Origin of the sequence: Pseudomonas sp. NBRC 111131 (assembly GCF_001320525.1) — a bacterium.
GTDB lineage: Bacteria > Pseudomonadota > Gammaproteobacteria > Pseudomonadales > Pseudomonadaceae > Aquipseudomonas > Aquipseudomonas ceruminis.
Window position 1 is genome coordinate 22,767 of sequence record NZ_BCBH01000016.1, and the last position, 22,988, is coordinate 45,754.

The following is a 22,988-nucleotide window of genomic DNA, read 5'->3' on the forward strand; positions in this document are numbered from 1 at the left end:
TCAAGCCTTGTGGGTCAGCGGTGCTTCAGTACGGCTACCGAGACGGCTCAACCACACCGAGCACAGGATGATCGCCCCGCCGATGAACAGCCGCCCCAATGGCTCGTGCTGGTTCCAGATCAGCAGGTTGAGCAGCAAGCCCACCGGCACATGCAGGTTGTTCATCACCGCCAGCGTGCCGCCGGATACCAGGCAGGCGCCCTTGTTCCACCAGTACAACCCCAGCGCCGTCGGGCACAAGCCAAGGAACAGCAACACCAGCCACTGTACCTCGGTGCTCGGCAGGTGCTGGGTGTTGCCGAACAGCAGGAAGGCCGGCAGTACGACCAGCAACGCCCCCAGGTAGAAGTAGCCAAAGCGCGTGTAGTGCGGCAGGTCGCTGGGGTTGCGCGCGACCAGATGGCGGTACAGCACCTGCCCGGCGGCATAGGTGAAGTTGGCCAGTTGCAGCAGCAGGAAGCCGATGAAGAAGTCACCGCTGATGCTGTCAAAACGGATCACCGCCGCACCCGCTACCGCGACCAGTGCGGCGAGCAGCGCCCAAGGGTTGAAGCGGCGGTTCAAGGCATCTTCGATAAGGGTTACATGCAAAGGTGTGAGGATGGTGAACAACAGCACCTCCGGTACCGTCAGCACACGGAAGCTCAGGTACAGGCAGACGTAGGTTATGCCGTATTGCAGTGCGCCGATCAGCAGCATCGAGCGCATGAAGCGCGGTTCGACCTGGCGCCAGCGCGTCAGTGGCAGGAACACCAGGCCCGCCAGCAGCACCCGTGCGAGCACGGCAAAGTAGCTGTCGACGTGGCCCGCCAGGTACTCGCCGATCAGGCTGAAGGAAAACGCCTGGATCAGCGCGACGATTATCAGGTAGCCCATGGTTGTCTCTCGTAAAACAAGGCCGCGACCTTAGCGGGTTGCGGGCAATCTGTTCAACCATGAGGAATGTGCGGCCACACAGGCAAAAAAAACCCGGCCATCGAGGCCGGGCAGGTACACCCAAAGGAGCAACAGGTGTCAGGGTTGGGAATTGGTTTGGGCTCAGGCCACTGCGGCCAGCTTGGCCTTGGCCTGGTTCAGGCCTTTCTCATGGAAATCACCGCTCATGTTCAGGCCTTCGGCGTGGATGAAATTCACATCGTGAATGCCGATGAAGGCCATTACCTGGCGCAGGTACGGTTCCTGATGGTCGCTGGTGGCGCCCGCATGGATGCCGCCACGGGCAGTCAGCACAATGGCGCGCTTTCCGGTCAGCAGGCCTTGCGGTCCGGTGGGCGTGTACTTGAAGGTAATGCCGGCCCGTAGCACATGGTCCAACCAGGCCTTGAGCGTGCTCGGAATGGTGAAGTTGTACATCGGCGCTGCCATCACCAACACATCGGCCGCCAGCAGCTCATCGGTCAATTCGTTGGAGCGGGCCAGAGCATCCCGTTCGGCAGCACTGCGCTGCGCTTGCGGTTTCATCCAGCCGCCCAGCAGGTGGGCATCCAGGTGCGGTACAGGCGTCACAGCGAGGTCGCGCACGGTAATTTCATCGTCGGGGTGCGCCGCGCGCCATTGCTCGATGAAGTCTCGGGTCAACTGACGGGATACGGAATCCTGCTGGCGTGCGCTGCTTTCGATGATCAGTACGCGGGACATGGGTGCCTCCATCGGCAAATAGGGTGCGATTCGATGGAGGTGAGATTAAGGCTTGACCTATCGATAAAAAAGCGTAAAAAGTGGGTTCAATCTATCGATTAATTCGTTTTAAACGGCTTTGCAATCGAGGGCGATACGCAGCTTGATGATTTGCCGGTTGAACTTGGCCGTCACGTCCACGCTTTTACCAGCCGGTACGTTCACCCGGCGTACCCGTGGCGCCTCGGGGCCGTTGCGGAACGTCACCTTGCAGGCCGCCGGCACTTGCCCATAGTTGTTCAGGGTAATGGCACCGATATCGTAAGCGGTGTCGTAGGCGGTGTAGTCCAGCTTGACCCCGGCCAGTTCCTTCTGCACATCGATGGGGTAAGCCATGGCTCCCAGGGGCAGGCACATCAGTATTGCCGCACAACATTTCTTCATGGGGCGCTCTCCTTGAAAGAGCGCAGCTTAGGACAACAGGAGCCAAAGATGAAAGCGCCGCGCGTAACCCTGGATCAGTGGCGAACCCTGCAGGCAGTGGTCGATCACGGGGGGTTTGCCCAGGCCGCCGAGGCCCTGCACCGGTCGCAGTCGTCGGTCAGCTACACCGTAGCGCGGATGCAGGAGCAACTGGGCGTACCGTTGCTGCGCATCGATGGCCGCAAGGCGGTGCTGACCGAGGCGGGTAACGTGCTGCTGCGTCGCTCGCGCCACCTGGTCAAGCAGGCCAGCCAGCTCGAGGACCTGGCCCACCACATGGAGCAAGGCTGGGAGGCCGAGGTGCGCGTGGTGGTCGATGCCGCCTACCCCAGCGCCCGCCTGGTGCGCGCCCTGGCCGCGTTCATGCCGCAGAGTCGCGGGTGCCGGGTGCGTTTGCGTGAAGAGGTATTGTCCGGTGTCGAGGAGGTGATGCACGAAGGCATCGCCGACCTTGCCATCAGCAGTTACAGCATCGGCGGCTACCTGGGCAGCGAACTGAGCGCGGTGGAATTCGTCGCCGTCGCTCACCCCGAGCACAGCCTGCACCGCCTGGGCCGGGAGATCACTTTCCAGGACCTGGAAAGCCAGTTGCAGGTAGTGATCCGTGATTCCGGGCGCGCCCAGCCACGCGATGTCGGCTGGCTCGGCGCCGAACAACGCTGGACAGTCGGCAGCCTGGGCACCGCCACCACCTTCGTCAGCAGCGGGCTGGGCTTCGCCTGGCTACCGCGGCACATGATCGAACGCGAGCTGCGCGAGGGTGTGCTCAAGCCACTGCCGCTGGATCAGGGTGGCAGCCGCCATCCCCTGTTCTACCTTTACTCCAGCAAAGAGAAGACCCTGGGCCCGGCCACGCAGATTCTCATCGACCTGCTGCGCAATTTCGACACCGCGCCACTGGACGTGCCCTTCGCAGCCCCCCCACAAGCCTGAGAGGACCGCGCCCATGGCCTATTTCGAACATGAAGGATGCTCACTGCATTATCAGGAATACGGCCACGGCGAACCCGTTGTGCTGCTGCACGGCCTGGGTTCGAGCAGCCAGGACTGGGAGCTGCAGCTACCCGAACTGAGCCGCCATTACCGGGTGATCCTCATGGACATCCGCGGCCACGGCCGCTCCGACAAGCCTCGCGACGGTTACCACATCGCCACTTTCAGCGAGGACCTGCTGGCCCTGCTGGAGCACCTGCAAACCGGCCCGGTGCACCTGGTCGGGCTGTCCATGGGCGGCATGGTCGGTTTTCAGTTCGCCGTCGATCATCCGCAATGGCTGCGCAGTCTGTGCATCGTCAACAGCGCGCCCGAGGTCAAGCGCCGCAGCCGCAGCGACTGGCTCTGGTGGGCCAAACGCTGGGGCCTGGCGCGTATCCTCAGTGTCGAAACGGTCGGCAAGGGCCTGGCCGAGCGGCTGTTCCCCAAGCCTGAGCAAACCGAACTGCGGCAAAAGATGGCGCAGCGCTGGGCACGCAATGACAAGCGCGCCTACCTCAGAAGCTTCGACGCCATTGTCGACTGGGGCGTGCAGGAACGCATCGGGCAGATTCGCTGTCCCACGCTGGTGATTGCCGCCGACCACGATTACACGCCGGTACAACTCAAAGCGCGTTATGTTGCCCTGATGCCCCAGGCAAGGCTGGTAGTCATCGACGATTCCCGGCACGCTACACCCCTCGATCAACCCGAGGTCTTCAACCAGACGTTGTTGCAATTCCTCGCAGCCGCATCCACCTCTCAAGGATCTTTGAGCCCATGCTGAAAAAACTTCTGCTCACCGCCTGCTCGGTCGCCTTCGCCACCAGCGTCATGGCGTCCGACAAGACCCCTCACGTGCTGCTGGACACCAGCTTTGGTCAGGTCGAAATCGAGCTCAATGCCGAGAAGGCGCCGATCAGTACCCAGAACTTCCTCGCGTACGTCGACAGCGGTTTCTACAACAACACCATTTTCCACCGCGTGATCCCAGGCTTCATGGTCCAGGGCGGAGGCTTCACTGAGCAGATGGTGCAGAAAGACACCAAGGCGCCGATCCGCAACGAGGCCAGCAATGGCCTGCAGAACACCCGCGGCACCTTGTCCATGGCGCGCACGTCCAACCCGAACTCGGCCACCAGCCAGTTCTTCATCAACGTGGCCGACAACGACTTCCTCAACCCAGGCCGCGATGCCGGTTACGCGGTATTCGGCAAAGTGACCAAGGGCATGGAGGTGGTCGACCAGATCGTCAACTCGCCAACCACCATCAAGAAAGGCATGCGCGATGTACCCGCCGACCCGGTGTTCATCAAGTCTGCCAAACGTATCGACTGACCGCAGGCTGCACAGGGATGTGAGTCCGCCTGGGGCCGGGTAGAACAGGAGTGTTGTCACCCATGCTTTACCGCCGTTTCGAGCAACTGATCGATATCTTCCGCGACGCGCCCAGCGAGTCGCCGCCCACCCAGGTGTGGCCGTTCTACCTGTATTACCTGCGTCAGGTCTGGCCGAGCTTTCTCGCCTTGCTGGTGGTTGGCCTGGTTGCCTCGTTGATCGAGGTGGCGATGTTCAGCTACCTGAGCCGCATCATCGACCTGGCCCAGGGCACCCCGAATGCCAACTTTTTCAGCGAACACAGCGGCGAGCTGATCTGGATGCTGGTGGTGGTCCTGTTGCTGCGGCCGATATTCTTTGGCCTGCACGACCTGCTGGTGCACCAGACCATCAACCCCGGCATGACCAGCCTGATCCGCTGGCAGAACCACAGCTACGTGCTCAAGCAGAGCCTGAACTTCTTCCAGAGCGATTTTGCCGGGCGAATCGCCCAGCGCATCATGCAGACTGGCAACTCCCTGCGTGATTCCGCAGTGCAGGCGGTGGATGCGTTGTGGCATGTGCTGATCTACGCCATCACCTCGCTGGTGCTGTTCGCCGAGGCCGACTGGCGCCTGATGCTGCCGCTGCTGGCCTGGATCGTCTGCTACATCGCCGCGCTGTTCTACTTCGTGCCACGGGTGAAGGAGCGCTCGGTGATCTCGTCCGACGCCCGCTCCAAACTGATGGGGCGCATCGTCGATGGCTACACCAACATCGCGACGCTCAAGCTGTTCGCCCACACCGACTACGAGCAGCAGTATGCCCGTGAGGCGATCAGCGAACAGACCGAAAAAACCCAGCTGGCCTCGCGGGTGATCACCAGCATGGACGTGGTCATCACCACGCTCAACGGCCTGCTGGTGGTGGGTACCACGGGCCTGGCGCTGTGGTTGTGGACCCAGTCGATGATCACCGTGGGTGCCATCGCCCTGGCCACTGGCCTGGTGATCCGTATCGTCAACATGTCCGGCTGGATCATGTGGGTGGTCAACGGCATCTTCGAGAACATCGGCATGGTCCAGGACGGTTTGCAGACCATTGCCCAGCCGGTGACTGTCACCGACCCACCCCAGGCCCCAGCGCTCAAGGTGAGCCGCGGCGCCGTGCGTTTCGATGATGTGGACTTCCATTACGGAAAAGGCGGCAACGTGATCGAGGGGCTGAACCTGGACATACGCCCAGGGGAGAAGATCGGCCTGATCGGCCCATCCGGCGCTGGCAAGTCGACCCTGGTCAACCTGTTGCTGCGCCTCTATGACGTACAGGGCGGGCGCATCCTGATCGATGGGCAGAACATCGCCGAAGTGAGCCAGGCCAGCCTGCGAGCGCAGATCGGCATGATCACCCAGGACACATCGCTGCTGCACCGCTCGATCCGCGACAACCTGCTGTACGGCCGGCCCGATGCCAGCGAGGCGGCGCTGCATGAAGCAGTACGCCGTGCACGGGCCGATGAGTTCATCCCGCAGCTGTCCGATGCCCAGGGGCGCACCGGTTTCGATGCCCATGTCGGCGAGCGCGGGGTCAAGCTCTCGGGCGGCCAGCGCCAGCGCATCGCCATCGCCCGGGTGCTGCTCAAGAACGCACCGATCCTGATCATGGACGAGGCCACCTCAGCGCTGGATTCGGAGGTGGAAGCAGCGATCCAGGAGAGCCTGGAGACGCTGATGCAGGGCAAGACAGTGATCGCCATCGCCCACCGCCTCTCGACCATCGCCCGCATGGACCGGCTGGTGGTGCTGGACAAGGGCCACATCGTGGAGAGCGGCAGCCACAGCGAACTGCTGGCTCAGCAAGGGCTGTATGCCCGGTTGTGGCATCACCAGACCGGCGGCTTCGTCGGCGTCGACTGACACGTCACCGGCCCCACACCGCTGCCCTCAACGGCAGTGGTGTGGGGGGCCACCTGCGAAGGGGCCAACACGCAAACAGGCTCTCAATCCCGACGGTAAGGCAACATCCCCCGCGCCTCTTCGGCATACGCCCTAACCCCTTCCCGTTCCTGATGCAGAAAGGCCTCCACCGCGCGCCGCAGCCCCGGGTGCAGCAGGTAATGCCACGACCGCGTGAGCACGGGCTCGAACCCGCGAATCAACTTGTGCTCACCCTGCGCGCCGGCATCGAAACGCTGCAATCGTTCAGCAATCGCAAAGTCCATGCCCTGGTAGAAGCAGGTTTCGAAGTGCAGCCGGTCGAACGCGTCCAGGCTGCCCCAGTAACGGCCAAACAGGCTGTCGCCCCCCACCAGGCTCAAGGCCATGGCCACCGCTCGTCCACCCTGCCGAGCCATCACCACCCGCAGCGCCTGGGGCATGCGCTCGGCCAGCAGGCTGAAGAACTCGCGGGTCAGGTACGGCGTGCGCCTGCGCACCGCGTAGGTGTTGGCATAGCACAGGTAGACGAAATCCCACTGCGCCTCATCCAGTTCATCGCCCCGGTACCAGCGAAAATCGATGCCCTGCCCGGCCACCTGCTCACGCTCCTTGCGCATCTGCTTGCGCTTGCGTGAGCTCAAGGTGTCGAGAAAGTCCTGGAAGTCGCGGTAGCCTTGGTTGCGCCAGTGGAACTGGCACCCCAAACGCTCCATCCAGCCCGGCGATTGGGTCATCTGTGCATCCAGGCCCGGGTCGGTGAAGTTGATATGGGCCCCGGAGAGCCCGCCTTTGCCAAGGTATTCGGGCAGGGCCTGGAGCACGAGCAGCGCGTCGGCAGGGTCGGTCGCCAGCAGGCGTGGGCCGCTGACCGGGCTGAACGGCACCGCGCCGAGCAGCTTGGGGTAATAGGCGATACCGGCGCGCTCGCAGGCATCGGCCCAGCCGTGATCGAACACGTACTCACCGAACGAATGCCACTTGCGGTAGGCGGGCAACAGCGCACGCACCTGCCCGTCGCGCTCCAGCACCAGGTGCTCGGCCGCCCAGCCAGTGGCCGGCGCGACACTGCCGCTGTCTTCCAGGGCGCTGAGAAACGCATGCTGCAAGAACGGTTGGCCGGCAGGCACCAGGGCGTCCCAGGTCGCCGCTGGCAGGTCACGCAAATGGGCAAGGCTGTAGAGGCTGGTCACGGTTTCGACTCGCGGTGGGGAGCCATAAGTATCAGGGAACAGCGGCATGTCACTCAAATGACGATTACCTGACCAGCCCTTTTAGCTTCAATTACTTAACAACAGTGCCACCAATTAGACATTATTCTGTCATTCGCCCTCGCAATACTTGCGCCTGTTTTCCGGAACCCCAGAACCTGTCTATTCAGGCCCTTTCCGAAGACATGCCAACATGGGGGCGGGCGCTGAGCCTCCCCAATTTTTTTCAGTAGGGAGAACCTTATGCGTCTTGTTTCTACACTTACCGGAGTGAGCCTCACCGGCATGATGCTGGCTCTGAGTACTCCGGCCAGTGCTGCTGTCGACGCCAAGCTGCTCGAAATGCTCCGCGCCAATGGCTCGATCAACCAGGCGCAGTACAACGAACTGCAAGGCGACCTGGCAAAAGAAACCAAGGAAAAGGCCGACCAGAAAGCTCAGTCCGAACGTATGAGCTCTTTCGAACAAAAAGTGGCATGGGCCGCCAAGACCCAGATCAAGGGTGATGTGCGTCTGCGCTACGAAGACGTCAACGTCGACAACCCGATCTCCCGCAGTGGCAACCAGGACCGTGAGCGCGTGCGTGCTCGCGTCGGTTTCTACAGCGAGATCAACCCGCAAGTGGACGCCGGCGTGCGTGTGGCCACCGGCAGCAGCGCCGATGCCCGCTCGACCAACCAGAGCCTGGACAACTACTTCGAGAAGAAATCGCTGTGGGTCGACCTGGCCTACCTCGACTGGCACCCGACTGCCGTGCCGAACCTGCATTTGATCGGCGGCAAGATGAACCAGCCGTGGGTAAGCATGGGCGACATCATCTGGGACAGCGACATCAACCCCGAAGGCGTGGCCGTCACCTACAAGACCAACCTCGGTGCGGCTGAAGTGTTCGGCAGCGTCGGTCACTACAACCTGAAGGACAACGTCGACGGCGACGGCGTGCAGTTCAAGCACGATGCACAGCTGTACCACGGCCAGTTGGGCACCAAGTTCAACGTCGCCGATACCGTCAAGCTCACCGTCGGTGGCAGCATCTACGGCTTCGACAACGACAAGGCCTCTGCTGCCCTGCGCTCGCTGGGCAACACCACCGACGAGTTCAACCTGGTGGAAGGCTTCGGTCAGGTGGACTTCACCGGCTTCGCCATCCCGCTGTCGGCCTACGGCCAGTTCGTCAAGAACACCGAAAGCACCGATGGCAAGGACAAGGCCTGGCTGGCCGGCCTGAAAACCAAAGTGGGCGCCTGGAGCCTGGACTACAACTACCGCGACGTACAGCGGAACGGTGTGGTCAGCCTGTTCACCGATTCGGACTTCGGTAACGGCTTCACCGGTTCACGCGGTCACAAGTTCAAGGTCGGTTATGAAATCGACAAGAACTTCTCCCTCGGCGCGGCTTACCTGATGGCCAAGACCGACTACTCGAACCTGCCGAACAGCAATGCTGACGTCGATACGCTGCAGGTGGACCTGGAAGCCAAGTTCTAAGCAATACCGCTGTGCTTTACCCAGGCGGGAAATGCCGACCCCATCCGGCATTTCCTGCCTTTTTTTGTCTGCGAAAAAACAGGGGCCGCGCGGCCCCGGCAATCTCAACGTTTACGCAGGATCACACTGCCGATCGAATACCCCGCGCCAAACGAGCTCAACACACCCAGCGAACCCTTGGCCAGGTCATCCTGGTAGAGGTGGAAGGCGATCACCGAGCCCGCCGAACTGGTGTTGGCATAACGGTCGAGAATAACCGGTGCATCCTCTTCGGCCACTTCACGCCCCAACAGCTTCTTGACGATCAGGTGGTTCATGCTCAGGTTGGCCTGGTGCAGCCAGAAGCGCTTGACGTCGGACGGTTGCAGGTCGTTTTCGGCCAGGTGCTTGCCGATCAGCTCGGCGACCATCGGGCAGACTTCCTTGAACACCTTGCGGCCTTCCTGCACGAACAGCTTGTCCCGCGTACCGATGCCTTCTTCCGCCGCACGGTTGAGGAAGCCAAAGTTGTTGCGGATGTTGTTGGAGAACGCGGTCTGCAGCTTGGTCCCCAGGATGTCGAACTGATGCGCCGATGTGGCCTGGTCGGCGCGTTCGACCAGCACAGCGGTGGCCGCATCACCGAAAATGAAGTGGCTGTCGCGGTCACGGAAGTTCAGGTGGCCGGTGCAAATTTCCGGGCTCACCACCAGCAGTGCACGGGCCTGGCCCAGTTGCACGCTGTTGGCGGCCGTCTGGATGCCGAACGTGGCCGAAGAGCACGCAACGTTCATGTCGAAAGCAAAACCCTGGATGCCCAAGGCCTGCTGCACTTCGATGGCAATGGCCGGATACGGGCGCTGCAGGTTGGAGCAGGCGACGATCACCCCATCGACATCAGCTGGCGTGCGGCCCGCGCGCTCCAGCGCCTGGCGCGCAGCGGCCACGCCCATTTCGCACAGGATCGACTGCTCGTCGTTGGAACGCTCGGGCAGGCGCGGTTTCATGCGCTGTGGGTCGAGGATGCCGGCCTTGTCCATGACGAAACGGCTCTTGATGCCCGAGGCCTTTTCGATGAACGCCGCATCGGACAGCGGTGCTGGCTCGACCTCGCCGCGCTCGATGGCCGCGGCATTGTCGCGGTTGAACTGCTGCGACCAGGTGTTGAAGGATTGCACCAGTTCTTCGTTGGAAATGCTCTGGGCCGGGGTATACAGGCCGGTGCCGCTGATCACGACGTTATGCACGGTCGTTCCTCTGGTCAAAGGCCACCGCCACGGGGCGTTGGCTGGAAAATGCATAATGGCACTTTAGTGCCAATTCTCGGGCGAAGGCTGTGCCCTTCGGGGGCGGGTGACCCGCCCCCACAAGGGCCGCCAGGCGACCCCAAATTGCCTCAATATTGCCACAACTTCGGGTGTTTAGGCTTCCACCTGCGACCACTGTTTGCTCAGACGCTTGTCAGAAATCGGTACCTTGGTGCCCAGCTGCTGAGCAAACAGCGAGACCCGATATTCCTCCAGCAACCAGCGGTACAGGGTCAGTTGCTCATCGCGCTTGCCCTCTTGGGCGTGCTTGTCGGCACGGGCCTTGTATTGCGCCCACAGGTTACCCAGCTCGCCACTCCATACCCGGTCCTTCTGCACCTGGGCGCCGAGCTTCTCGAGGCGCAGCTCCACCGCCTTGAGATAGCGCGGCAACTCCTTGAACCAGGCGCTTGGGGTTTCGCGTACAAAGCCCGGATAGACCAGGTTGGCCAGCTGCTGCTTGATATCGTTCAAGGCCACTGCCTGGCTCAGGTCGATCTTGCCCTTGAAGCGCTTCTGCAGGCCGTGCCATAGCTTGAGCACCTCCAGCGTCTGACGCGCCAGGCGCTCGGCATGCTCGGCCCAGCTGCCGCGCTTGCGCTCGGCCAGCCCGGCCAGTGCCGCGCCATCACGTGGCAGCGTGGCTTCCCCTTCGAGGATGCAAGTGTCCAGGCTGGCCAGCAGAATGTCCTCGACCAGTGCCTCGACACGGCCCAGTTCGCGGTACAGCAAGCCCAGTTCGGTCAGCCCCGGCAATTTGCTACGCAGGAACTTGGCCGGCTCTGCCAACTGCTGCAGCAACAGGCGCTGCAAGGCGCGGCGATGCTGGAACGCCGCCTCGGCCTGGGTCGAGAAGCGCCCTTCCCGCACGGTGCCGTTTTCCTCCACCAATGCCGGATAAACCGTCATCGACAGGCCGGCGATCTTCTGCTGGGCGGTCTGCTTGACCTCACTGAAAGCCTTGGCCTGCACCGGCTGCTCGCTTTTTTCATTGCGTGGCACGGCCAGCGCCGCCTGGCTGGCAGCCGCGAAGCGGGCGGTCAACTGCGCCAGGTCGCGGCCCTCACCCAGGAATTTGCCCTGCCCATCGACCACCTCGATGTTCATGCGCAGGTGCCCTTCGACCAGGCCGACGGACTCCTCCCAGGCTTCGTCAGGCACCCGGGCGCCGGTCATGCGCAGCAGCTCCTGGCCCAAGGCCTGGGGCAATGCCCCCTGGCCGAACGTCATGCGCGCCAGCGAGGCCTTGACGAAGTCCGGCACCGGCACGAAGTTCTTGCGCAGGGCCTTGGGCAGGTTGCGCACCAAGGCCACGCACTTGGCTTCGAGCAAGCCCGGCACCAGCCACTCCAGGCGTTCACCCGGCAGGCTCGGCAACAACGGTGCCGGCACCCGCACGGTAACGCCATCACGCGGGTGACCGGGTTCGAAGTGGTAGCTCAGCGGCAGGCGCAACGGCCCCACCTGCAGGCTGTCGGGGTATTGCGCCGCGGTGACTTCGCTGGCCTCACGGGCCAGCACGTCTTCCTCGCGCATGATCAGCAGGTTGGCGTCCTTCTGGCTGCCCATGCGGTACCAGCTGTCGAACGTCGCGGTCTGGTGGATCTCGGCGGGCAGCCGCGCTTCATAGAAGGCGTAGAGGGTTTCTTCATCGGCGAGAATGTCGCGCCGACGGGCCTTGGCCTCCAGTTCGTCGAGCTCTTCGAGCAGGCGCTTGTTGGCCGCCAGGCACTTGGCCCGCGACTGGATTTCGCCACCCACCAGCCCTTCACGGATGAACAGTTCACGCGAGGTAACCGGGTCGATCGGGCCGAAGTGCACCGGACGGCGGCCAACCAGGATCAGCCCGTACAGGGTGATCTGCTCGTAGGCCACCACCTGGCCGCGCTTTTTCTCCCAGTGCGGTTCGAAGTGGTTCTTCTTGACCAGATGGGTGGCCAACGGCTCGATCCAGTCAGGCTCGATTCTGGCGACCATGCGGGCGTACAGCTTGGTGGTTTCGACCAGCTCGGCGGCCATCAGCCACTGCGGGCGCTTGCGGCCCAGGCCCGACGACGGGTGAACCCAGAAGCGCCGCTGCCGGGCGCCCTGGTAGTCGCCGTCCTCGGTCTTGTGGCCGATCTGGCTGAGCAAGCCGCTGAGGATGGCCTTGTGCATCTTCGCGTAGTCGGACGGTTCCTTGTTCACCGTCAACTGCAGGTCACGGCAGATGAGTGCCAGCTGACGGTGCGCATCGCGCCACTCGCGCAGGCGCAAGTAGTTGAGGAAGTGCTTGCGGCACCAGTTGCGCAGCGGGTTGGCGGTCAGCGCTTGGCGCTGCTCCTCGAAACCCCGCCACAGGTTGACCAGCGCGGCGAAGTCCGAATCGACGTCCTTCCACTGGGCATGCGCCTGGTCGGCGGCCTGCTGGCGCTCCGGCGGGCGCTCACGGGGGTCCTGCACCGACAGCGCACTGGTGACGATCAGCACCTCCTGCAGGCTGCCCTGGCGGGCGCCTTCAAGCAGCATCCGGCCCAGCCGCGGGTCGATCGGCAAGCGGGCCAACTGGCGGCCCAGGGGCGTCAGCTGGTTTTCGCGGTTGACCGCCGACAGCTCCTGCAGCAGGTTGAAACCGTCGCTGATGGCCTTGCCATCCGGCGGCTCGATGAACGGGAAGGCATCAATGGCGCCCAGGCGCAGGTGCAGCATCTGCAGGATCACCGCCGCCAGGTTGGTGCGCAGGATCTCCGGGTCGGTAAATGCTGGTCGGCCGTTGAAATCCTCTTCACTGTACAAGCGGATGCAGATGCCCGGCTCGACCCGGCCGCAGCGGCCTTTACGCTGGTTGGCGCTGGCCTGCGACACGGCTTCGATTGGCAGGCGCTGAACCTTGGCACGGTAGCTGTAGCGGCTGATACGTGCGGTGCCGGTATCGATCACATAGCGGATACCGGGCACGGTCAGCGAGGTTTCCGCAACGTTGGTGGCCAGCACCACGCGGCGCCCGGCGTGCGACTGGAAGATGCGCTGCTGCTCGGCCGGTGACAAGCGCGCATACAGCGGCAGAATCTCGGTGTGGCGCAACTGCGCCTTGCGCAGAATCTCGGCGGCATCGCGAATTTCGCGCTCACCCGGCAAGAACACCAGCACGTCGCCGGGGCCTTTGCCCACACTGCGCTCGTGGTGGGCAATTTCGTCGAGGGTGGCGAGGATGGCCTGGTCGACGGTGAGGTCGTCCTCGACCTGGTTGCCCTCTTCGTCCTGCTCACTGGTCAGCGGGCGGTACCAGGTGTCGACCGGGAAGGTGCGGCCGGACACCTCGATGATCGGCGCGCCATCGAAGTGCTGGGAGAAACGCTCCAGGTCGATGGTCGCCGAGGTGATGATCAGCTTCAGGTCCGGCCGGCGATGCAGCAGCGTCTTCAGGTAGCCGAGCAGGAAATCGATGTTCAGGCTGCGCTCGTGGGCTTCGTCGACGATGATCGTGTCGTAGCGTTCGAGGAAGCGGTCGTGCTGGGTTTCAGCCAGCAGGATGCCGTCGGTCATCAGTTTGACCAGGGTATTGGCGTCGCTCTGGTCCTCGAACCGCACCTGGTAGCCCACCAGCCCGCCCAGCGGGGTGCCCAGTTCCTCGGCCACACGCGCCGCAACGCTGCGGGCCGCGATGCGGCGGGGCTGGGTGTGGGCAATCAGGCCGTGGCTGCCACGGCCCAGCTCCAGGCAGATCTTCGGCAACTGGGTGGTCTTGCCCGAGCCGGTTTCGCCGGCGATCACCAGCACCTGGTGCTCGGCCAGGGCCTTCTTGATCTCGTCGCGCTTGGCGGCAATCGGCAGGCTGTCGTCGTAGCGGATGTGCGGCACGCGCTGTTGGCGGGCGGTGACCTGGGCGCAGGACGCCTGGACCTTCTCGACCCACTGCGCAAGCTTGGCCTCGTCGGGGCGCTTGCGCAGCTCATGCAGTTGCCGGCGCAGGCGATGGCGGTCGGCGATCATGGCGTGGTCGAGGTTTTGCAGCAGTTTGTCGATGGCGTGGTCAGTCATGGGGCTTTTTAATGATGCAGGTGGGCCTGCTTTTTCATGATCGGCATTCGAAGGATGCGCGATTGTCGCAGATTCGCGGGTACTTTGCTGTCTGTACTGGCCTGTTCGCGGGCAGTCACACCCATTGCAATGTTTAGCCAACAACGATGTAAAGGTTGCCATTCACTGCTTTAATCGACCTTACGCCGCATGTGAGTATCCAGGCATGACCCCCGCCCAGCCCATCGCCCCGCCGCTGTCCCGCCCTTCGCTACCGAAGGCCCGGACCCGCGCCGGCGAAAATCCGCTGGTCCATGTAATCCTCGCCTTCTGGGCCTTGTGGCACTGCCGACACGCCCGCCCACCGGATATTTCGCTCTCGCCGCTGTGACCAGACGCGGCCGCCCCTCGGCCGATTGACTCAGTTTGGACCGCACGCCTGTGCGGCGGTCCTGTGCGCTTATGAGCGAATTCACCATGCACTTTGCCCCCGTAGAACACGCCAGCCGTTTCCTCGCTGAAAACCCCGATATCGAGCTGTTCGAACTGTTCATCCTCGACGCCAACGGCGTCCCTCGCGGCAAGCTGCTGCACCGCGACGAGCTGCTGGCGGTGTACCAGAGCGGTCGGCCCCTGCCCAGCACCATCCTGGGCCTGACCCTCAACGGCGATGACGTGGAAAACTCCGGCCTGGTGTGGGACGTCGGCGACATCGACTGCCGCGCGTACCCGCTTGCAGACAGCCTGGTGCGCCTGCCGTGGCGCCGCGTGCCGACCGCTGCCGTGCAGGTCAGCATGCACCCTAGCGAAGGTTTGCCAGCCAGCGTTGCCGACCCGCGTCATGTGCTGCTGCGTACCATCGAGGCACTCAAGGCCGACGGCTACCACCCGGTGATGGCCTGCGAGCTGGAGTTTTACCTGCTTGACCAGCAGCGGGACGCCCAGGGCCGCCCGCAACCGGCACTGGATAACGATGGCGGCCGCCCCCGCAGCACTCAGGTCTATGGCCTGCGCGAACTGGAGCAGATCGAGCCGTTCCTTGCCGACCTTTACGCCGCCTGCAAGGCCCAAGGCATCCCTGCGCGTACCGCCATTTCCGAATACGCGCCGGGCCAGGTGGAAATCACCCTGGAGCATGGCGATGCCCTGGCCGCCATGGACCAGGCGGTCCGCTACAAGCGCCTGGTCAAAGGCGTAGCGCATGCCCATGGCATGCAGGCCTGTTTCATGGCCAAACCGTTCGCGCAACTGGCCGGCACCGGCATGCACATGCACCTGAGCCTGGCCGACAGCGCGGGCAACAACCTGTTCGCCAGCGAGGACAAAGCCGGCACACCGCTGCTGCGCCAGGCCGTGGCGGGCATGCTGCGTCACCTGCGCGATTCGTTGTTGCTGTTCTGCCCCAACGCCAACTCGTTCCGCCGCTTCCAGGCCAACAGCTATGCACCGCTGGCCCCGACCTGGGGCGTCGACAACCGCACGGTCAGCCTGCGCGTGCCCGGCGGGCCGGCCAACAGCCGCCATGTCGAACACCGTATCTGCGGCGCCGATGCCAACCCCTACCTGGCCGCCGCCGCCATTCTGGCTGCCAGCCACCGCGGCATTCGCGAGCAGCTCGACCCCGGCGCCCCGGTCGAGGGTAACGGCTACGCCCAGGCCACCGAGCACCTGCCTACCGACTGGCTGACCGCCCTCGACGCCCTGGAGCGCTCGGAATGGGCCAGGGAAGCCCTTGGCGAGGCATTCCTCGGCGTGTACCTGAAGGTCAAGCGTGCCGAATACCGCCAGTTCATGGCTGAAGTCAGCGAGCAGGACTGGCGCTGGTACCTGCACCAGGCCTGAGCCCTACCCTATTTACAACAAGGAACACCCATGAACGCAGCACAGAACAACGGCCCGGCCGCGCGCGCGCCGTCCTATTACAGCGCCACCCTCAACGACCCTACACACTACCCGCAGCTCAAGGGCACCGTGCAGGTCGACGTGGCGATCATCGGCGGTGGCTTCACCGGTGTGGCCACGGCGGTGGAGCTGGCCGAGCGCGGGCTCAAGGTGGCGGTGGTCGAAACCCACCGCATCGGTTGGGGCGCCAGCGGCCGAAATGGTGGCCAGGTCACCGGCAGCCTCTCCGGTGACGAGGCCATGCGCACCCAGATGCGCAACCGCCTGGGCAACGACGTGGACGATTTCATCTGGCAGCTGCGCTGGCGCGGCCACCAGATCATCGAGCAGCGGGTTGAACGCTACGGCATCGACTGCGACCTCAAGCACGGCCACCTGCACGCGGCGATGAAGCCTTCGCACATGAAAGAACTGCGCGGCTTCCAGGAGGAGGCAGAGCGCCGTGGCATGGGCGACCAGGTCCAGCTGCTCGACCGCAGTGCCGTCGCCCAGCACCTGCAAAGCCCGTTGTACCTGGGCGCGTTGAAGAACCAGCGCAACCTGCACCTGCACCCCCTGAACCTGTGCCTGGGCGAAGCACGGGCCGCTCACTCCCTGGGCGCCCTGATCTTCGAGAACTCGCAAGTGCTGGACATCGTCCATGGCCCGCGCCCAGCCGTGGTCACCGCCCAGGGCCGGATCGAGGCGCGCCAGGTGATGCTGGCCGGCGATGTCTACCACACGCTCGAAAAGCGCCAGCTCAAGGGCAAGATCTTCCCGGCCATGGGCGGCATCGTCACCACGGCGCCTCTGGGCGAGCTGGCAGAGCAGATCAACCCCCATGACCTGGCGGTATACGACTGCCGCTTCGTGCTCGACTACTACCGCCTCACTGCCGACAAACGCCTGCTGTTCGGCGGCGGCGCCAACTATTCGGGCAAGGACTCACGGGATATCGAAGGTGAACTGCGGCCGTGCATCGAGCGTACCTTCCCGGCGCTCAAGGGTGTGCCGATCGAGTTCAAGTGGAGCTGCGCGATGGGCATCGTGGTCAACCGCATTCCACAACTGGGCAAGCTTTCGGACAACGTCTGGTACTGCCAGGGGTATTCGGGGCATGGTATTGCCACCAGCCACATCATGGGCGAGATCATGGCCGAGGCGTTGACTGGGACGCTGGAGAAGTTCGATACCTTTGCGGCGTGCAAACACATCAAGGTGCCGATGGGGGACGTGCTGGGGAACCCGCTGTTGGCAGCGGGGATGTGGTACTACCAGATGCTGGAAAAACTGCGCTGACAGTACGGCCTCACCGCCGCTAAGCCCGCTCCCCAGGCAACGCACAGTCCTTGAAAACTGCGCATGACCTGTGGGAGCCGACCCGCCGCCGATGACGCCGGCAAGGTCGATCAGGCGATTTTCTTCAGCCCCTGCTTCTTCAACTCTTCATCACGCAATTCGCGACGCAGGATCTTGCCCACGTTGGTCGTCGGCAGGGCATCGCGGAACTCGATGAAACGCGGCACCTTGTAGCCAGTGACGTTGGCACGCATGTGCTCCATCACCTGCTCTTTGGTCAGGGTCATGCCCGGTTTGACCACGATGAACACCTTGATCAGCTCGCCCGACTTCTCGTCCGGCACGCCGATCGCCGCGCACTGAAGCACCCCCGGCAACGCGGCGAGCACGTCTTCCAGCTCGTTGGGGTACACGTTGAAACCCGAGACCAGGATCATGTCCTTCTTGCGGTCAACGATGCGCATGTAGCCGTCCGGCTGGATCAGGGCGATGTCACCTGTCTTCAGCCAGCCTTCACTGTCGAGAATCTCGGTGGTGGCCTCTTCACGCTGCCAGTAGCCCTTCATCACCTGTGGCCCCTTGACGCACAGCTCACCCACTTCGCCCAAGGGAAGTTCGTTGCCATTGTCGTCGATGATCTTGCACAGGGTCGAAGGCATGGGAATGCCAATGGTCCCGACCTGGTTCGCTTCGGCAGGGTTGACCGCCGCCACCGGGCTGGTTTCGGTCATGCCGTAGCCTTCGCAGATGGCGCAACCGGTGACGGCCTTCCAGCGCTCGGCCACGCTCAGTTGCAGGGCCATACCACCCGAGAGCGTGATTTTCAGCGCAGAGAAGTCCAGCGCACGGAACGCTTCGTTGTTGCACAGGGCAACGAACAGGGTGTTGAGGCCGACGAAGCCGCTGAACTTCCACTTGCTCAGCTCCTTGACCATCGCAGGCAAGTCACGCGGGTTGCTGATCAGCACGTTGTGGCTGCCGATCAGCATCATCGCCATGCAATGGAAGGTGAACGCGTAGATGTGGTACAGCGGCAGCGGCGTGATGAGGATCTCGCAGCCTTCCTGCAGGTTCGAGCCCATCAGCGCCCGGCACTGCAGCATATTGGCCACCAGGTTGCGGTGGGTGAGCATCGCGCCCTTGGCCACACCGGTGGTGCCGCCAGTGTATTGCAGCACGGCAACATCATTGGCGTGGGGGTTGGCCTCGGTCACCGGCTGCCCCTTGCCCAGCGCCAGGGTATCGTTGAAGCGTATGGCGGTGGGCAGGTTGTAGGCCGGTACCATTTTCTTCACGTACTTGATCACGCTGTTGATCAGCAGGCGCTTGAGCGGCGGCAACAAGTCGGCCACTTCGGTGACGATGATGTGTTTGACCTGGGTCTTGGGCACGACTTTTTCGGCCAGGTGCGCCATGTTCGCCAGGCATACCAGCGCCTTGGCACCGGAGTCGTTGAACTGGTGCTCCATTTCCCGTGTGGTGTACAACGGGTTGGTGTTGACCACGATCAAGCCGGCGCGCAGGGCACCGAATACAGCAACCGGGTATTGCAGGACATTGGGCAGTTGCACGGCAATGCGATCACCCGGCTTGAGGTCGGTATGCTGCTGCAGCCAGGCGGCAAACGCCCCCGACAGGGCATACAACTCGCCGTAGGTGATGGTCTTGCCCAGGTTGCTAAAGGCCGGTTTGTCGGAAAAACGTTGGCAGGATTGCTTAAGTACAGCCTGGATATTGGGGAATTCGTCAGGATTGATTTCCGCCGTAATCCCGGCTGGGTATTTATCCTTCCAAAAATGTTCGATCATGGAAGCCCACTCCTTCAGCAACAGCGAAGTTCGATTCACGCGTCGATGCGTTTATTATTGATATGAGATGCCGGCTCATTGCAAACCGAATCATCTGAAAGCGGGCCGAGAGTAACAGCTTTGCCAGGGGTCGCCTAGAGGCCAAAACGGGCCTTGCGGTCACAAAAATGACTCAATGAACAATACAAGTCATTTTTAGAGTATTTAGCTTAAAGCGCCAAATTCCACGCCGAAAACCGCAAGCCAGAGCGCCGCGCGACGCTCTGGCCATCGGCTTTTGGGCTCACGCCATTTCGCGCAACTCACGCCGCAGAATCTTGCCCACCGGCGTCATCGGCAGCGATTCGCGCAGCACGATGTGCTTGGGCACCTTGTAGCCGGTGAGATTGGCCTTGCAGTAGGCCTTGAGCTCATCGACGCTGAGCCCCGCGTCCCGCGCCACCACGAACAGTTTCACGGCCTCGCCGGAGCGCTCGTCCGGGACGCCGATGGCGGCACAGTTGGCGACCTGTGGGTGGCCCATGATCACGTCTTCGATTTCATTGGGATACACGTTGAAACCCGAGACGATGATCATGTCCTTCTTGCGATCGACGATTCGGGTAAAGCCATCAGGGTCGATTACCGCGATATCACCCGTTTTCAGCCAGCCATCGGCATCCAGCGTCTGGGCAGTGGCATCGGGTTGCTGCCAGTAGCCTTTCATCACCTGCGGGCCCTTGATGCACAGCTCGCCCCGCTCGCCCAGTGGCAATTCGTTACCCTCGTCGTCGATCACCTTGAACGCCGTACCCACCACCGGAATGCCCACCGTGCCCAGGCGCGCAAGCTGGCCATAGGGGTTGGTGCTGGCTACCGGGGAAGTCTCGGTCAGGCCGTAACCCTCGACGATGCGGCAGCCCGTAAGGCTTTCCCAGCGCTCGGCGGTGGCCTTGACCAGTGCCGTTCCACCCGAGTTGGTGACCTTGAGGGCCGAGAAGTCCAGTTGCCGAAAGCCTGGGTGGTCCATCAGCGCGACAAACAGCGTATTGAGCCCCAGCAACGCAGAGAACCGCCACTTGCCCAGCTCCTTGATGAAACCGGCAATGTCCCGCGGGTTGGTGATCAGCACGTTATGGTTGCCCGTGACCATCATGCACATGCAGTTCGCGGTGAAGGCATAGATGTGATACAGCGGCAGCGGTGCAATCATCACCTCCTGGCCTTCCTTGATCAGCTTCTGCCCGTCCGGGCCATGCTGGGAGAAGCAGGCCAGCACCTGCAGCATGTTGGCCACCAGGTTGCCATGGGTGAGCATCGCCCCCTTGGCCAACCCGGTGGTGCCGCCGGTGTACTGCAGCACGGCGATATCGTCGAGGGTCAGCGACACCGGCTTGTGCGTCAGGCTGCGGCCCTCGCGCAATACCTGCTTGAACGACAGCGCCTGCGGCAGATGGTAGGCCGGGACCATCTTCTTCACCTTGTCGACCACGGTGTTCACCAACCAGCCCTTGGCGGTGGGCAACAGGTCGCCCATCTTCGCCTCGATCAGGTACTCGAGGCTGGTATCGGGCAGCACGTCTTGAACACGCTTGCCGAACATGTTCAGGTACACCAGGGCGCGGGCCCCCGAGTCCTTGAACTGATGGCGCATCTCGCGCTCGGTATACAGCGGGTTGGTATTGACCACGATCAGCCCGGCGCGCAAGGCACCGAACACCGCGATGGGATACTGCAGCACGTTGGGCATCTGCACCGCGATGCGGTCACCCGGCACCAGGTCGGTATGCTGCTGCAGCCAGGCGGCGAAGGCCGCGGAATAGCGCTCAAGCTCGGCGTAGCTGAGGGTCACGCCCAGGTTGCTGAATGCCGGGCGGTCGGCAAAGCGCTTGCAGGAGCGCTCGAAAACCTCGACCACCGAGGTATACGCCTGTATGTCGAGGGTGGAAGGTACGCCCGCCGGGCGTTTGTCATTCCAGAAGTCGGCTTGCATTTATTATTGTTCCTCTGCCTGGACCCGCTGTGAGCCTGTCATCCCTTGTCCCCTTTGCCGAGTGGCAAAAAGGTGTTGAACCGACGTTAGCAGGTAAGCCCCAGGTGGCCTATACGCCAGGTGCCGCCATTAACATTGTGAATCTTATTTGTGCCCTTCCTGCAATCCGGCCGGTTGCGCATACACTGTGCTCGTACCCTGCGCAAAGGACTCCCCATGCCCCATGACGCCTTCTGGCTGCCCGCCAGCGAGCATTGCAGCCTGTACGTGCACCAATGGCTGCCGGCCACGCCGGTCAAGGCGGTGGTGCTGCTGGCGCATGGCATGGCCGAGCATGCCGGGCGCTATCAGCGCCTAGGCCACGCCTTGAGCAATGTTGGCTATGCGCTGCTGGCTGCCGACCTGCGCGGCCATGGACGTACTGCGCAGCTGGGCAGCCTCGGCCTGTTCGCCCGGCATCATGGCTGGAATGCTGTGGTCAACGACCTGGGCCTGCTCGCCCAGCACATCGGCCAGCAGTTCCCCTGCACGCCGCTGTTCCTGTTCGGCCACAGCATGGGCAGCTACATCGCCCAGGCCTATCTGATGCACCACAGTGGCAGCGTTCACGGGGCGATTCTCAGCGGTTCCAACTTCCAGCCGCCGGCGCTGTATCGCGCGGCGCGCCTGATCGCTCGCCTGGAGGCCTGGCGCCAGGGCCCGCTGGGCAAGAGCGCGTTGATCGACTGGCTGTCGTTCGGCGCGTTCAATAAAGCCTTCAAGCCCACCCGCACCGCGTTTGACTGGTTGAGCCGCGACCCGGAGGAAGTGGACAAGTACCTCAACGACCCGCTGTGCGGCTTTCGCTGTAGCAACCAGCTGTGGCTCGACCTGCTGCAGGGCCTGGTGCAGATCAGCCTGCCAGGCAACCTCGCGCAGATTGATCCGAACCTGCCAATGCTGGTGATTGGCGGCGAATGTGATCCGGTGAGTGCCGGCAAGCGTCTCACTCATCTGGCCGACGCCCTGCGCGCGACCGGCAACCGACATGTACAGTTGCGCGTCTACCCTCAGGCGCGACACGAAGTGCTCAACGAACTCAATCGGGACGAGGTCACCGCCGATATCCTCGCATGGCTGGAGCAGGCGCTGGCCCTTGGCCGCCCTGCCCGCAGTGAATGATAGCGGCCTCGCCCGTCCATCAAGGAAGCGCCAATGACCCAGGTCACCAATACGCCCTACGAAGCTCTAGAAGTCGGCCAGAAGGCCAGTTACGAAAAGTCTGTGGAAGAACGCGACATCCAGCTGTTCGCCGCGATGTCCGGTGACCACAACCCGGTGCACCTGGATGCCGAGTTCGCGGCCAAGAGCATGTTCCGCGAGCGCATTGCCCATGGCATGTTCAGCGGTGCGCTGATCAGCGCCGCCGTGGCTTGCACCCTGCCAGGCCCCGGCACCATCTACCTGGGCCAGAAGATGAGCTTCCAGAAGCCGGTGAAGATCGGCGACACCCTGACCGTGCGCCTGGAAATCCTTGAAAAACTGCCCAAGTTCAAGGTGCGCATTGCCACCAACGTTTACAACCAGCACGATGAGCTGGTGGTCGAAGGTGAAGCCGAGATCCTGGCACCGCGCAAGCAGCAGACCGTCGAGCTGGTATCGCCGCCGAATTTCGTGGCGAGCTGATGGACTCGGTACCGGCCCTGTGGTTGGCACGTCGCCGGCAGGGCCGGTACTGACTC

The 22,988-nt window shown here is 63.0% G+C and carries 17 protein-coding genes; 9 read left to right on the forward strand and 8 right to left on the reverse strand.

Going from position 1 to position 22,988, the window contains the following annotated elements:
- The 3 genes from APH34_RS15750 to APH34_RS15760 form a co-directional block, all read right to left on the reverse strand.
- Positions 1-876: a carboxylate/amino acid/amine transporter gene (locus APH34_RS15750; protein WP_054901959.1), complete on the reverse strand. Its 876-nt coding sequence runs from the start codon at positions 874-876 to the stop codon at positions 1-3.
- A gap of 162 nt (positions 877-1,038) precedes the next feature.
- Positions 1,039-1,638, reverse strand: coding sequence for an FMN-dependent NADH-azoreductase (locus tag APH34_RS15755; RefSeq protein ID WP_054901960.1), 600 nt, complete (start codon positions 1,636-1,638; stop codon positions 1,039-1,041).
- A gap of 108 nt (positions 1,639-1,746) precedes the next feature.
- Positions 1,747-2,061, reverse strand: a complete 315-nt coding sequence (locus APH34_RS15760; protein ID WP_054901961.1) for a hypothetical protein — start codon at positions 2,059-2,061, stop codon at positions 1,747-1,749.
- 48 nt (positions 2,062-2,109) lie between these two features.
- Here APH34_RS15760 and APH34_RS15765 point away from each other — a divergent pair, with 48 nt between their 5' ends.
- The 4 genes from APH34_RS15765 to APH34_RS15780 all read left to right on the forward strand — a co-directional run bounded on the left by APH34_RS15765 (position 2,110) and on the right by APH34_RS15780 (position 6,305).
- The gene (locus tag APH34_RS15765; RefSeq protein ID WP_054901962.1) at positions 2,110-3,033 is read left to right on the forward strand and encodes a LysR family transcriptional regulator; all 924 of its coding nucleotides are present in this window, start codon (positions 2,110-2,112) and stop codon (positions 3,031-3,033) included.
- A 13-nt stretch (positions 3,034-3,046) separates the two neighbouring features.
- The gene (locus APH34_RS15770; protein ID WP_054901963.1) at positions 3,047-3,859 is read left to right on the forward strand and encodes an alpha/beta fold hydrolase; all 813 of its coding nucleotides are present in this window, start codon (positions 3,047-3,049) and stop codon (positions 3,857-3,859) included.
- Entirely contained in the window at positions 3,853-4,410 is a 558-nt protein-coding gene (locus APH34_RS15775) for a peptidylprolyl isomerase (protein WP_054901964.1), read from the forward strand. Before APH34_RS15770 ends, APH34_RS15775 begins: the two co-directional genes overlap by 7 nt.
- Positions 4,411-4,472: 62 nt before the next feature.
- Positions 4,473-6,305, forward strand: coding sequence for an ABC transporter ATP-binding protein (locus APH34_RS15780; RefSeq protein ID WP_054901965.1), 1,833 nt, complete (start codon positions 4,473-4,475; stop codon positions 6,303-6,305).
- An 83-nt stretch (positions 6,306-6,388) separates the two neighbouring features.
- On the opposite strand, the gene APH34_RS15785 is transcribed toward APH34_RS15780, so the two are convergent.
- Positions 6,389-7,516, reverse strand: a complete 1,128-nt coding sequence (locus APH34_RS15785; protein WP_054902049.1) for a GNAT family N-acetyltransferase — start codon at positions 7,514-7,516, stop codon at positions 6,389-6,391.
- Between the two features lie 261 nt (positions 7,517-7,777).
- Here APH34_RS15785 and APH34_RS15790 point away from each other — a divergent pair, with 261 nt between their 5' ends.
- Complete coding sequence (locus APH34_RS15790; protein ID WP_054901966.1) at positions 7,778-9,022, forward strand: putative porin; 1,245 nt, start codon at positions 7,778-7,780, stop codon at positions 9,020-9,022.
- 104 nt (positions 9,023-9,126) lie between these two features.
- Here APH34_RS15790 and APH34_RS15795 read toward each other — a convergent pair whose 3' ends face one another.
- Positions 9,127-10,248, reverse strand: a complete 1,122-nt coding sequence (locus APH34_RS15795; protein ID WP_054901967.1) for a beta-ketoacyl-ACP synthase III — start codon at positions 10,246-10,248, stop codon at positions 9,127-9,129.
- Between the two features lie 174 nt (positions 10,249-10,422).
- Complete coding sequence (gene hrpA, locus APH34_RS15800) at positions 10,423-14,328, reverse strand: ATP-dependent RNA helicase HrpA (protein WP_054901968.1); 3,906 nt, start codon at positions 14,326-14,328, stop codon at positions 10,423-10,425.
- Positions 14,329-14,784: 456 nt separating this feature from the next.
- Between hrpA and APH34_RS15805 the strand changes: the two genes are divergently transcribed.
- Both APH34_RS15805 and APH34_RS15810 read left to right on the forward strand, forming a co-directional pair.
- A complete protein-coding gene (locus APH34_RS15805; RefSeq protein WP_054902050.1) occupies positions 14,785-16,149 on the forward strand; it encodes a glutamine synthetase family protein in 1,365 nt (454 codons plus the stop codon).
- A gap of 30 nt (positions 16,150-16,179) precedes the next feature.
- Positions 16,180-17,487 carry an FAD-binding oxidoreductase gene (locus APH34_RS15810; protein WP_054901969.1) on the forward strand — a complete coding sequence of 436 codons (1,308 nt, stop codon included), beginning with the start codon at positions 16,180-16,182 and terminating at the stop codon, positions 17,485-17,487.
- A 110-nt stretch (positions 17,488-17,597) separates the two neighbouring features.
- Here APH34_RS15810 and fadD1 read toward each other — a convergent pair whose 3' ends face one another.
- Both fadD1 and fadD2 read right to left on the reverse strand, forming a co-directional pair.
- Complete coding sequence (gene fadD1 / locus APH34_RS15815; RefSeq protein WP_054901970.1) at positions 17,598-19,295, reverse strand: long-chain-fatty-acid--CoA ligase FadD1; 1,698 nt, start codon at positions 19,293-19,295, stop codon at positions 17,598-17,600.
- Between the two features lie 283 nt (positions 19,296-19,578).
- A complete protein-coding gene (gene fadD2 / locus APH34_RS15820) occupies positions 19,579-21,267 on the reverse strand; it encodes a long-chain-fatty-acid--CoA ligase FadD2 (protein ID WP_054901971.1) in 1,689 nt (562 codons plus the stop codon).
- 216 nt (positions 21,268-21,483) lie between these two features.
- Between fadD2 and APH34_RS15825 the strand changes: the two genes are divergently transcribed.
- Together APH34_RS15825 and APH34_RS15830 are read left to right on the forward strand one after the other, a co-directional pair.
- Complete coding sequence (locus tag APH34_RS15825; protein WP_054901972.1) at positions 21,484-22,428, forward strand: alpha/beta hydrolase; 945 nt, start codon at positions 21,484-21,486, stop codon at positions 22,426-22,428.
- Positions 22,429-22,461: 33 nt separating this feature from the next.
- A complete protein-coding gene (locus tag APH34_RS15830) occupies positions 22,462-22,932 on the forward strand; it encodes a MaoC family dehydratase (protein ID WP_054901973.1) in 471 nt (156 codons plus the stop codon).
- Positions 22,933-22,988: the final 56 nt, after the last annotated feature.